At 68.1% G+C, this 13238-nt stretch carries 7 protein-coding genes; 3 read left to right on the top strand and 4 right to left on the bottom strand.

Annotated elements, in window-relative coordinates; all coding sequences use genetic code 11:
* A partial coding sequence (locus tag E2493_RS17530) for a tandem-95 repeat protein (protein ID WP_135089495.1) occupies positions 1–6723 on the bottom strand: 6723 nt, incomplete at its 3' end.
* Between the two features lie 264 nt (positions 6724–6987).
* Entirely contained in the window at positions 6988–8310 is a 1323-nt protein-coding gene (locus tag E2493_RS17525; RefSeq protein WP_225421564.1) for an MATE family efflux transporter, read from the bottom strand.
* A 92-nt stretch (positions 8311–8402) separates the two neighbouring features.
* Here E2493_RS17525 and fsa point away from each other — a divergent pair, with 92 nt between their 5' ends.
* The 3 genes from fsa (at position 8403) to E2493_RS17510 (ending at position 10800) form a co-directional block, all read left to right on the top strand.
* Entirely contained in the window at positions 8403–9056 is a 654-nt protein-coding gene (gene fsa / locus E2493_RS17520; RefSeq protein WP_135089492.1) for a fructose-6-phosphate aldolase, read from the top strand.
* Between the two features lie 266 nt (positions 9057–9322).
* Positions 9323–9883, top strand: a complete 561-nt coding sequence (locus tag E2493_RS17515) for a DUF484 family protein (protein ID WP_135089489.1) — start codon at positions 9323–9325, stop codon at positions 9881–9883.
* Entirely contained in the window at positions 9880–10800 is a 921-nt protein-coding gene (locus E2493_RS17510) for a tyrosine recombinase XerC (protein WP_135089498.1), read from the top strand. The genes E2493_RS17515 and E2493_RS17510 overlap by 4 nt, the downstream gene beginning before the upstream one ends.
* Before the next feature lie 18 nt (positions 10801–10818).
* Here E2493_RS17510 and E2493_RS17505 read toward each other — a convergent pair whose 3' ends face one another.
* Both E2493_RS17505 and gshB read right to left on the bottom strand, forming a co-directional pair.
* Positions 10819–11367, bottom strand: a complete 549-nt coding sequence (locus tag E2493_RS17505; protein WP_135089486.1) for a DedA family protein — start codon at positions 11365–11367, stop codon at positions 10819–10821.
* A gap of 35 nt (positions 11368–11402) precedes the next feature.
* Positions 11403–12377, bottom strand: coding sequence for a glutathione synthase (gene gshB / locus E2493_RS17500; RefSeq protein ID WP_135089483.1), 975 nt, complete (start codon positions 12375–12377; stop codon positions 11403–11405).
* Positions 12378–13238: the final 861 nt, after the last annotated feature.

Genomic DNA, 13238 nt, shown 5'->3' with positions numbered 1-13238 from the left:
CTCGGTGGTGCCGCCCTGGCCGTCCGAGACCAGGATCGTGAAGGCGTCGGTGCCGTGATAATTGGCCGCCGGGGAGTAGATGAAGGTGCCGCCGGCCTGGTCGAAGGCGATACTGCCGTGCGCGGGGCCGGCACCGGGCTTCACCGCGTAGGAGAGGGTATCCCCGTCCGGGTCGCTGGCGCCGATCGGGGTGGCTGCGGACGCCGTATCTTCGGCAAGGGTGACCGCCCCGCTCGCCGCGGCGCTGGGCGCGTCGTTGACCGGCGTGACGGTCACCGTGACAATCTGTTCGGCGGTGCCGCCCTGCCCATCCGAGACCAGGACGGTGAACGCGTCCGCACCATGATAGTGGGTGTCGGGAGTGTAGACGAACGTGCCCGTCGGCTGGTCGAAGCTGACGCTGCCGTGCGCGGGGGCCGCGCCCGGCTTCACCGAGTAGGACAAGGTGTCGCCGTCGATGTCCGTCGCCCCGACCGCCGTGGCCGCGGAGGAACTGTCCTCGGCGGTGGTGATCGCTCTGCTCGCCGATGCCGTCGGCGCGTCGTTCACCGACGTAACGCTCACCGAGACCAGCTGCTCGGTGGTGCCGCCCTGGCCGTCCGAGACCAGGATCGTGAAGGCGTCGGTGCCGTGATAATTGGCCGCCGGGGAGTAGATGAAGGTGCCGCCGGCCTGGTCGAAGGCGATACTGCCGTGCGCGGGGCCGGTACCCGGCTTCACCGCATAGGAGAGGGTATCGCCATCCGGGTCGCTGGCGCCGATCGCCGTCGCGGCCGAGGCATTGTCCTCCGCGATGGTGACCAGGCTGTTCGGCGCGACGCTGGGGGCGTCGTTCGCGCTCGTCACCGTCTGGGTGAGAACGACGGTGCCGGCCGAATAGGGCGTCGCGCCACCGTTCGGATTGACGTCGAGTGTCGTGCCGAGGCTGACGCCGCCCGAGGAGCTGTCGATCAGCCGGACGACGAGGCCCGGCGCGTCCCCATGATAATCGGCGGCCGGCACGAAGCGGATGCGCGTCGACGCGGGCAAGCCCAGAGCGGAGTCGTCGCTGACCGCGCCGATCGTCTGCCAGGCGGCTCCCGTCCAATATTGCCAACGGCCGGCGGTGCCGCTGACGTCGTTCCCGATTATGGCGATACCGGCGAGGGTGCCCGCGACCGACCCGGCCGGGTTGGTCACGGCATCGCGTTGCGCGTCGGCGGCGTCCGAAAAGGCGTCGCCGAAGAGATCGGAGACGGTCTGGCCGGTCGCGCTCGGCGTGTCCTCGCCGATGGCCGTCGCCGCGACACTTGCCTCAATCACCACCGGGGCATCGTTCGCGGGTGAAAGGGTGAACGAAAGCGTGTTGGGCGTCGGGTCGGTGTTGGTGGAGCCGCCCCCCGTGTCGATCACCGAGAAGCGGAGCGCGGCGTGGTCGTTGCCGTTGAGGTTGAGCGGCGGCCGGTAGACGAGCCGGTCCGCGAGGAGATCGGCGGCGGTGAAACTGCTGGGGAAGGTCGTCACCTGCACCAGCCCACCGCCATTGTCGTACCATAGCGATCCGACGATCGGCGGCTCGGTGATGATCACGCCCGAAAAACCGTTGTTCTCGACGTCCGAGTAGCTGAAGTGGACAGGCTTCAGCGCGACGGCGACGTCCTCGGTTGCCCAGAAGCTGTTGTCGATCCCGCTGGGCGAATCGTTCTGCCGGGTCACTGCGATCTGGAACTGGAGGCTGTTCCCGGCGCCGACTCCGTCATGCGCACGGATCTCGATGGTCCGCGGGCTGGTGGACGGATCCTCGGAGCTGTTGTCGTAAGTCGCCGCACGAGCCGCCGCTTCGAACTGGGCGAGCGTCGCGCCTCCGCCCGGGGAGGTGAGGGTCAGCGTGCCCGACGCGGCGCTGTAGCTGCCGACGATGTCGCCGAAGAGAGCGGCATCGGTGTTGGCGAAGGCGAGTACGTCCTGGCCGGAGACCAAGTTGGCGGCGATCCGAATGGTGACGCTTGCCAGCGTGGCATGGTCCGGGTCGGCAAGCGTCACAGTCGGATTGACGAGGATCTCGCTGGCCGCGCCGTTGACACCTTCGACGAAGCTCCGCTGCGCCGTATTCCCGCTCACGACGGGCAAATCGTTCACGACCTGGAATGCGACGTCGCGGGTAAAGCTGGTCGACGCGCTCGGGCCATCGCTGCTGCCGCCGTCGGCGAGCGTCAGAGTGACGGTGCGGGTGCCGCCGGGGACTTGCGGGGCCGTGCTGAAGATCGTGATCGCCTCGGCGAGTGCCTCGACCGCGTCGGCGTCGGCGTCGGTGTCGAGGGCGATCGTGAGGCCGAACGCGGTCTGGCTGAACGTGCCGACGACGACTCCGTCCACGCTGACGGCGTCGCCGCTCAGCTGGATCCGCGCCGAGGTGGCGAGAGCGAGGGCATCGCCGGCCTGGGCGCCGGAGGTGATTCCCGCACTGAGCGCGCCACCGCCGAAATCGCCGCGATCCACGTCGTCGACGACGACGTGTTCAGCCACACGGGCCGGAGCCATGCCTTCGCGATAGAGAGCGGCGGTCTCCCCCAGCGTCGCGATGAAGGTGTTCCAGTGATCCGAGAAGTCGTTCGGAATGCCCGGCGCGACGTAATCCGACGAGCTGCCGAAGATGATCCGGCTGCCATCGGGCGAGAAAGACGCCGCCCCGCTGTCGTACTGGTTGCGCGACCAATAGCGGTAGTCGCCCGGATCGGCAGTTACCGTCTTGCGCGAGACCAGGATCGTGGTGCCGGCAATCAAGTCCCGGACGTAGATGTCCTGCGTCCAAATCCCCTCGCTGGGCACCGTCACGTAGCCGGGAAAAGCCAGCTTGGTGCCGTCGGGCGAGAAAGCCAGCGGCGTGGTGGCGCCGTCGAGCGGTCCGACACCGGCTCCCGATGTGATCCGCTCGACTGCGCCGGTCGTGAGATTTTTGACGAAGACGTCGGCGGCGCCGTTGGTGTCGCCGGCGACGAGATTGCTCGCGCTGCTGATGAAGGCGACCTTGGTCCCGTCGGGCGAGAAGATCGCGCGCGAGCTGGCGCCGCTCACCTGATTGCCGCTGCCGTCGGTCGAGACCCGCGTCACCACGCCGCTGGCGAGATCCTTGATGAACAGGTCACGGGCATTGTTGGTGTCGCCCGTGACGAGATTGGTGGCGTCGCTCTCGAACAGGATCTTGGTGCCGTCGGGCGAAAAGCTGCCATTGATGCTGGCGCCGTTCGCCTCGACGTTCGCCGCGCCGGTGGAGACGCGGGTGATCGCCCCGGTCGCGAGGGTCTTCACGAACAGATCGGAACGGGCATTGGTGTCGCCGGCGACGAGATTGGTCGCCCAGCTTTCGAAGATCACGCGGGTACCATCGGGCGAGAAGCTCGCGCCGGTTGATTCCTGGTTCGCTTCCGCGCCGGAGGCATCGGTGGATACGCGGACGATCTCGCCAGTTCCGAGATCCTTGACGAAGATGTCTGTGAACTTCGTGTCGAACGGCACGAAGCTGCCGATCGAACTGGCAAAGACAACTTTGCTGGCGTCGGGCGCGAAGGCCATTGACTGGATGATGCCGCCCGTGCCGGGGACACCGTCCTTGTCCGACGAAACGATGCGGATCTCTCCGGTGCTCAAATTCTCGAGGATCAGCCGGTCGCCGCCGCCGGGCGAGAATGAGGAGGTCGAACGGACATAGAGCACAGTCTCGCCATCGGGCGAGAAGAGCGAGCGGGGCGTGCCGGTGCCTTCGTGATCCTCGGGATCCGATGCGAGCAAGGTGATCGCTGGCGGCGGCGACAGGAAGACCGGAGCGTGGTTGTAGTCGCCCGGAGCGACGTTCACCCGCACGCTCGCCTCCGCCGTCGCGGCGCCGTCGCTGACGGTGTAGCGGAACGTGGCTGCGCCGGAGAAACCGGCGGTCGGCGTGAACGTCACCGACCCGTCCGAGCCGAGGCTGACGGTGCCGTTGCGCGCTCCGCCGACCGCGACGATGGTCAGGGCATCACCCTCGAAATCGAGGTCGTTGCCGACCAGGGCGGCGGCATCGAGGACGAGCGGCGTGCCTTCGGTTCCGGCGACGACGTCGTTCGTCGCCTCCGGCGCATGCTGCTCGGCGGTGAAGACGCGCAGCTTGATGCCATTGGCCCAAGGCGCGGTGCCGGCGGCGCTGTCGTCCACCCAGCTGACCCCGAAGCCGCCGCCGGCGAGCGCGGTCACCTGCGGCGCGCCCTGGGTGTCGGCGGTCGTGACGTTGACGAGGAATTCGGCTCCGACCTTCTCGCCGGTGTCGGTGTAGACCTGCGCGCGGACGCTGTCGCCGCTGCGGTCCGCGCCGAGACCGCGATCGTCCTGCCAGACGATGACGATGTCGCCATTGTCGAGCGAGGCCGCGGCCGGGGGCGAATTGACGTCGCTGGCGATCGTGAAGCCCGCACCACGGCGCGATCCGTCGGGATTGTAGATCTGGGCGACATTGCCCCAGACGACGAGAAACCGGCCTGCGTCGAGCGAATGGACGCTGGTGCCGAGATAGGAATAGCTTCCGCCCGGCCCCAGTTCCGGGCCGATCTTCGCGCCGGCGGCGCTGAACATCTGAAAGCCGCTGCCGCCGAGATTGTCCTGCCAGCTGACCACGAAGCCGCCGTTGCCGGTCGCGGCGATCGACGGCGATTGCTGCGCGTTCGCCGTCGTGGTGTTGACAAGGAACTCGCCGCCGAGACGGGCGCCGGCGTCGCTGAAGCGCTGCGCCTTGATCCCGCTCCCCGCCGCATCGCCGCCGACACCGCTCGGGTCGGTCCAGGCGATGGCAAAGCCGCCGCCGGTCAGCGCCGTCACCGACGGCTCGGTCTGATTGCCGGCCGCCGTCGTGTTGACCAGGAACTCGGCGCCGACCGGCGCTCCGGCGGCGTCGAAGATCCGTGCGCGGATGCTGCCGAGCGCACCGTCGCCGGCGGTGCTCGAGTCGGCCCAGGTGACGACGAACTGGCCGTTGGCGAGCGCGGCGATCGCCGGCGCGGTGACGCCGCTGGTTGCGGCGCTGACCGTGAAGGCCGCTGCAGTCGGCGTGCCATCGGCGTCGATCAGCCGCGCCTTGATCACCGTCGCGCCGCCGGCGTTGGTCTCCTGCCAGGCGGTGACCATGCTGCCGTCGGCGAGGGTGGCGAGCACCGGCGCGGCCTGCAGGTTCGCATCGACCGCGCTGACCAGGGTCTCGGCACCACCCGAATAACGGTCCTCGACAACCTCATTGGTGATGGTGACGGTGAGATCCTTCTCGAACACGTCGCCGTTGAGATTCACCGCGCGCACCCTCAGCGTCACGTTGGCGCCGCTCTCGAAGTCGAGCAGGCTGCTGTCGGCAACGACGAGCGCATCGCCGACCAGCGTGAACGCACCGCTGCTGTCCGAAAGCAGAGTGTAGCTGTAGGCGTCGTTGACTGCCCCGGTCGGCAGCAAGGCGGCAACGGCGCTGTTCTCCACCGCCGTCTCGGAAACCGTCGTGTGGCTGAGCTGCAGCTCCGTCATGCCGCCGGTGACCGGCTCGAGCACGCGCGCAAACATGCCGAGATTGCCGCCGCTCCACGTCGTCAGGATCTTGCCCGAGGTCAGTACCGTGACCGCCGGGTCGCGACCGTAGTAATTCTGGGTCGGTATCAGGAACTCGGCGCCGGCTTTCTCGCCCATAGCGGTGAAGATCTGGCCGCTGATCGTGAAATAATTGCTGAAGTTCGGGTACCATGCGCCCGACTTCGCGCCGTTCTCCCACGTGACCACGAAGCCGCCGTCGGGCAGCGCCGCGACGCTCGGGTCGGTCTGGTCACCCGAGGTCGTCGTGTTGACCAGGAACTCGGTCCCGACCCGTTGCGCCGCGGAGTCGAACAGCTGCGCGTAGAGAGCCAGGCCCGATGCGTCGGCACCGCCCGGACCGCTGGCGAGCCACGTGACGACGAAGCCGCCGCCGGTCAGCGCGGTGACCTCCGGGGTCTGTTGATAGCCGGCAGTCGACGTGTTGACGAGCAGCTCGCCGCCGACCTTGGCGCCGGTCGACGAGAACAGCTGCAGCTTCACCGCGGTCTGGTCGGAGTCGCCGCCGGTTCGACTGAAGTCGGTCCAGGCGGCCACAAATCCTCCCGAGGCGAGGGCGGCGAGCGAAGGCTGGTATTGCGAGTCCGCCGTGATCGTGTTGAGCGTGATCTCGCCACCCGATTTGGCGCCTGTCGCGGTGTAGATCTGCGCCTTCGCACCCGAGTTCACGGCATCCTGGCCGCTCCAGGCGATGACGAAGCCGCCGCCGGACAGGCTGGTGATCACCGGGTCCATCTGCGTGCCGGCAGTGACGCTGTTGACGACGAGCTCGGCGCCGGTCTTGACGCCGGCGGCGGTGAACATCTGCGCCCGGATCGCCGAGGCGCTGCCGTCGCTCGCGGGATTGTCGTCCTGCCAGGTGACGACGAAGCTGCCCGACGCGAGCACCGCCACCTGCGGCTTGAACTGGTAATAAGGGGTGGTCGTGTTGACCTGGAACTCGGCGCCGACCTTCACGCCGGCGGCGTTGTAGATCTGGCCGCGGACGTCGAACTGGGTCTGCGAACCGAAGCCGGGCGTGTGGTCGGACCACAGGATGATGTAGCCGCCGCCGGGAAGGGCCGCCACGGCCGAATATTCCCGGCCGTTGCCCGAGATCGTGCCGAACTGGAATTCCCCGCCCGTACGAGCGTAAAGCTGAGTCACCGGCGCCTCCCCACAAGACTATCGTGCGGCACCAGCGAATCGCTTGCCTAACTTTCTATTTACAATTGCTTAGAATAGGCTGCTAGAAGAAAATTGCATCATATTGAGACAGCGATATGTCTCTGATTCTCGCGCCGCGCTTCCGAGACTCCCGAAATATGCTTTGCGTTGCGCGGGAGAGGCCGGGTTGATTGCACACAGCAGCGGCTTTTCGGCGGAAATTAGCGGTTTTCAGCTGCAGGCGGTCGCTGTGGCAAGTGCCGTTCAGGCGGCCGCGAAGCCGCGCCGGATCAGCCGCGGCAGCAGCGCCGCCTGGGCTGCGGCCCGCGCCGCCAGGAACAGGGCGAAGGCGAGCCAAAGGCCGTGGTTGCCCAACGGGCCGGTGACGAGCAGCAGCGCGGCGTAGACTGCGAATGCGATCGCCATCGTCACCAGCAAAGCGCCGGTCCAGGTCGCGCCGATGTAGATGCCGTCGAAGACATAGGAGCTGACGCCGAGCACGGGCAGCAGCATCGCCCAGGGCAGGAAGGTGAGGGTGGTCGCGACGACCTGCGCGTCGGTGCTGAAGCTGGCGGCGAACGGCGCGCCGGCCAGCGCATAAACGAGGCTGATCAGCGCCCCGCAGCCGAGACCCCAGAGCAGCACGTCGCGGACCAGGCGGCGGAACCGCGCCGCATCGCGTGCGCCGACGGCTTCGCCGCACAGCACCTGGGCGGCGCTTTCAAAGCCGTCGAGAAGCAGGGCCGAGAGGATGAAGAGCTGGTAAAGGATGCCGTTGGCGGCGAGCACCACCGGGCCCTCCATCGCCCCGTCGCGGACCAGCAGCAGGATCGCGCCGGTCAACAGCAGGGTGCGCAGGAAAAGGTCGCGGTTCAGCCGGAACAGCGCGCCGAGCGCCGCACGCTCCCAGGTCGCGCTCTGCCGCGACAGCTGACGGGCGAGGGCGGCGGGCTCCTCGCGCGCCGCGACCAGCGCCGCGGCGACGAGCTTCAGCGCTTCGGACATCAGGGTCGCGGCGGCGACGCCGGCAACGCCCCAGCCGAGGCCGAGCACGAACAGAAGGTCCAGCGCGACGTGGACGAGGTTCGCCGCGACCTCGATGGCGAGCACCGCGCGCACCCGCCTTCGCCCGATCAGCCAGCCGACGAGCACCGCATTCACCAGCCACAGTGCGCCGCCCCAATAGCGGATGCCGACATAGGTCGCGGCCGCATCGGCGACGCCGCCGCGGGCGTGCAGCGCTTCGAGGCCGAGCGGGACAGCGAGCGGCATCGCCGCGATCAGCAAGGCCCCGATCAGCAGCGCGGCGCCGAGCGCGCGGACGAGCGCCGCCGCCTGCGCCGCCGCATCGGCTCGCCCCGCCGCCTGGGCGGTGAGCGCGATCGTTCCCGTCCTCAGGAAGTTGAACACGACGAGCAGGCCCATCATGAACTTGGCGCCGAGCTCGACCCCGGCCTGCGCCTCGGCGATCCCGAGCCTGCCGATCACCCAGAGATCGGCGATTCCGAACAGGGCGGTGGCGACGTTCGTCGCCATCGACGGCAGCGCGATCGCCCAGATCGCACGATGAAGTCCGTCTCGCCTCATTCCTCGTCAGGTCCCCCGCCGCGACTCGCGCCCGCCGCCTCGCGTGAGTAGAAGGGCGCCCGAATCCTCCCAAGGCCAAAGGGCAATTCCACATGAAATTCTTCGTCGACACCGCCGACACCAACGAGATCCGCGACCTCGCCGAGACCGGCCTCCTCGACGGCGTCACCACCAACCCGTCGCTGATCAACAAGTCGGGCCGCAACTTCCTCGAGGTGGTGAAGGAGATCGCCGGGATCGTGCCGGGGCCGGTCTCGGCCGAAGTGGTCGCCACCGATCACGCCGAGATGATGCGCGAGGCCGAGATCCTGCGGAAGATCGCCGACAACATCACGATCAAGGTGCCGCTGACCATCGACGGCCTCAAGACCTGCAAGGCGCTGACCGGCGAGGGGACGATGGTCAACGTCACCCTCTGCTTCACCGCCAACCAGGCTTTGCTCGCCGCCAAGGCCGGCGCGACCTTCATCTCGCCGTTCGTCGGCCGGCACGACGACATCGGCTTCGACGGCATGCAGATCATTTCCGAGATCCGGACGATCTACGACAATTACGATTTTGGCACCGAGATCCTGGTGGCGAGCGTCCGTCATCCGGTCCACGTCCTCCAGTCGGCAATGATCGGCGCGGACGTGATGACCGCGCCGCCGGCGGTCATCCGCCAGCTGTTCAAGCACCCGCTCACCGACCGCGGCCTCGAGGCCTTCCTCGCCGACTGGCAGAAGACGGGCCAGACCATCGGGTAAACGGCTATCAGGCTCCGACCTGGTACCTTTCCAGGTCCGTCACCCCGGCGGAAGCCTGGGTCTCAGGCAGGAAGAGTCGGAGCGTCAATGGAGTGCTCCATTGGCGCCTCAACTTCCCGACACGAGATTCCGGCGTTCGCCGGAATGACGGTCCGGGATAGGAGCGCGACGGTCCGCTCGTGCCCACGACGAACCGGGCCGCCCTCGCAACCGCGCGGGCGCACAAGGGCATCGCATCTTAACCATTCTCGCGTTACGCTGCCCCGATGGCCAAGGTGATCAGCTTCGAGGAAAAGGCGGTGGCGAAGCTGCGCGCCCGCGTGGCGGCGGCGGAGGAGGCGAATCAGGATCTGATCGCCTTCGCGCGCGGCCATTCCGGCGCGGTCGCCTCGATCCATGAGGCGGTGATCGCGGCGATCGAGGCCGAGGGCTTCGATCATCTGATCCACATCGTCACCCAGGAATGGCCGCAGATCCTCGGGCTCGACGCGGTCGCCGTCGCGTTGTTCGTCGGAGACAAGGGCGTGCGCGCCGATGCCTCCGGCCTGCAGTTCGTCGATCCGCGCGTGATCGAGCGCTCGCTGCACGGGCTGGAGGGCGTGGTGCTGCGCGGCGTCGAGCGGGGCCATCCCTTGTTCGGCCCGGCCTGCGACCTGATCCGGGCCGAGGCCCTGGTCCGCCTCGACAGCGATCCGCCGCTGCCCGGCGGGCTGCTCGCGCTCGGCCAGCGCGCCGCCCAGGGCTTCGAGACCCGCCACGGCTCCGAACTCCTCCTGTTCCTCGGCCGGGTGCTGACCCGCTGCATGGGCCGGTGCCTGATCTCCTGACCGCCGAACTTCCCTCGGCCCATCCGGCCTATGCCGTCGCGCTCGCCTGGCAGGATCATCTGCGGCGCGACCGCCGCCGCTCCGCCCATACGCTGCGCGCTTATGCGGCGACCGCGCATCGGCTGATCGAATTCCTTGCCGGACATCTCGGCGGCGCCGTCGACGGCGCGGCGCTGCGCGCGCTGCAGCCGGCCGACCTGCGCGCCTTCCTGACCAAGCGGCGGCGCGACGGCCTGGGCAACAGCTCGGCCGCGCGCGAGCTCTCCGCCGTACGCGGCTTCCTCGCCTTCGCCGCTGCGGAGGGGGAGGGGAGCGTCCCGCGGCTCAAGGGCCCGAAGATTCCGCGCAGCGTGCCCCGCCCGGTCAGTCCGGCGGAGGCGGTGTCCCTCGCCGAGGAGGTGGGCGAGGACGCCAGCGCGGAGTGGATCGGGGCGCGCGATCTCGCCGTCCTGCTGCTTCTCTACGGCTCGGGCCTGCGCATCGCCGAGGCGCTCGGCCTGACCGGCGCGGCGCTCCCGCTCGGGGAGACGCTGTCGGTCACCGGCAAGCGGTCGAAGACCCGGATCGTGCCCTTGCTTTCGCAGGTGCGCGCGGCGATCGAGGCCTATGTCGCGCTCTGCCCCTGGGCGCCGGCGAAGGACCAGCCGCTGTTCCGCGGCGCGCGCGGCGGGCCGCTCAACCCCGAGCTGGTTCGCCGGGCGGTGCGCGCCGCCCGGGTGCGGCTCGGCCTCTCGGAGCGCACCACCCCGCACGCTTTGCGCCACAGCTTCGCGACCCACCTGCTCGGCCGCGGCGCCGACTTGCGCTCGCTGCAGGAGCTGCTCGGCCATGCCAGCCTGTCGTCGACCCAGATCTACACCGCGGTCGACATGGCGCACCTGCTCGACGTCTATCGCAACGCCCACCCTCGGGCATGACGCCCCCGGGCCTGCGCGTCACTCCTCCGGGTGGCGCTTGCGCCAGGTGAGCTGGCGCCAGACATAGGCGAGGACGATGAAGGCGATCACCGCCGAGGACAGCGGCCCGAGAATCGCGTTGATGTCGTCGAACTGGGTGCCGAGGATGTAGCCGGCGATTGCCAGCGCCGAGCTCCAGCCGGCGGTCCCGATCGTCGACCAGAGCAGGAAGCTCCTCAGCCGCATGTGCAGCAGCCCGGCGGGGATCGAGACGACCGAGCGTACCGTCGGCAGCATCCGGCCGATACCGACGATGACCGCACCGAACCGGCCGAACAGCTTCTCGGCCTTGATGATGTCGTACCAGTCGAGCGTCAGCCAGCGGCCGTGCTTCTCGATGAACGGGCGGAAGCGCTCGAGCCCGATCACGCGGGCGACGAGATACCAGAAGAAATTGCCGAACATCGCGCCGGTGGTGCCGCTGGCGATCACGCCGCCCAACGTCATCGAGCCCTGCGCCGCCGCGACTCCGGCGACGGGCATGATCACCTCGGACGGGATCGGCGGGAACACCGTCTCGAGGAACATCAGGAACGCGACACCGACATATCCGGTCTTGTCGATCAGATCGACGACCCAGTCGCTCCTCGCGCGGCCGCCTTCGCTTCGATCGCGTCCCAGATGAGGGCCGGCGTGTCGGTGCCGTTGAAGGCGTCTATGGCAACGATGCCGGTCGGTGATGTCACGTTGATCTCCGTAAGGTAGGTGCCGCCGATCACGTCGATGCCGACGAACAGCAAACCGCGGCGGGCGAGCTCCGGCCCCAGGGCCTCGCAGATCTCGCGTTCGCGGGACGTGAGCTCGGTGGCATGGGCGGTGCCGCCGGCGGCGAGGTTCGAGCGGATCTCGCCGGCGCCGGGGACGCGGTTGATCGCGCCGGCGACCTTGCCGTCGACCAGCACGATCCGCTTGTCGCCCTTGGCGACGTCGGGAAGGAAGGCCTGGACCATGAACGGCTCGGCCCAGACCTGGCCGAACAATTCGACGAGCGAGCCGAGATTGGTGCCGTCGCGGCCGATCTTGAACACTGCCGATCCGGCGTTGCCGTGCAGCGGCTTGACGACGATGTCGCCGTGCTCGGCCTGGAAGGTGCGGACGTCGGCGAGCGAACGCGTGATCATCGTCGGCGGCATGAAACGGGCGTAATCGAGCACGAACAGCTTCTCGGGCGCATTGCGCACCGAGACCGGATCGTTGACGACGAGCGTATGGGGGTGGACGCGCTCGAGCAGATGGGTCGCGGTGATGTAGGCGAGGTCGAACGGCGGATCCTGGCGCATCAGCACCACGTCGACCTGGTCGGCGAGATCGAGGGTGACCGGCTCGCCGAGCCTATGATGGTCTCCTGCCTGGCGGCGGACCTCGACCGGCCGGGCGTGGGCGGCGACGCGTCCGTCCCGATAGCAGAGATCGGTCGCGAGATAATGAAAGAGCCTGTGTCCGCGCGCCTGGGCGGAGAGCATCAGCGCAAAGGTCGAATCCCCGGCGATGTTGATCCCCTCGATCGGGTCCATCTGGACGGCGACGGTCAAAGACATAGGCACTCCCTTTCGCGGCGGCCCTTAAGGGAGGGAAGGGGCGCTGTCACTCGCCCTGCGTGCGGCGCCCCGCGGCCGACGCCAGGGAGGCGAGGGGCGCGCGAGGCCCCCGGGGCGCAGGGGCGGTCGGGCCGCTTATCCCGGGCTCGTCCCCAATCTTATCCCCAGCAAAAGGCCCAGTTTCAAAACAAGACCATTGACCGACTCGCGGCGAGCGGCCAGATGGCGGCCACCGGCACGGCGGGCATCTGCTCCAACGTGCTGGCAGGCTTCGGAAAATCTGAAAGTCTGGTCCTTGAAGGAGCGCTTCGGCCTCCTACATGGGATAGACCGGTGAGCGATCCGCTCGCTGGTCACTCTTTGAAAATCGAGTTTGAGAGAGGCTGGATGGCCTGGGCGGAAAGCCTGGATCGTCCGGCGGGATTTCGGCGCCTATGGGTGTCGGGGTCCGGGTCTTCTCGGAGCGGCGCGGGGCCGGGACCGGAGGGTTTTCCTTTCGGGATCGGGTTCTTGTGCGGGGTTGGCAGCAGCCGGCCGGAAGCTTCGAAAAGTTCCTCAAAAAAGCCATTGACGGGCGGTTTTGCCGCTCATATATGGCCTCTCACCGGCGGGGCACGGCTGTTGCCTGCTCCCGTTTGCGTCTCTAACGATCGGTGATCCGGTTGCTCTGCGAAGGCAGGGGAGAGACGTGTCGGCTCTTTGACATTGTTGGTTTAGATGAAGGGACATGTGGGCGGCGGCCCCGGTCACTGGCAGCCTCTGGGTGCTGGATGATCGGTTAAAGCTAAGTCGTTCCATGTCTCGTTACATATCCACAGTATATGTGAAGTGCAGGAACGGCTCCCAGAGATGCCGGCTTGC

Origin of the sequence: Sphingomonas parva (ex Maeng et al. 2020), from assembly GCF_004564275.1 — a bacterium.
Lineage (GTDB): Bacteria > Pseudomonadota > Alphaproteobacteria > Sphingomonadales > Sphingomonadaceae > Allosphingosinicella > Allosphingosinicella parva.
The sequence above is the reverse complement of the archived record's forward strand: the minus strand, read 5'-3'. Positions and strand labels throughout refer to the sequence as shown.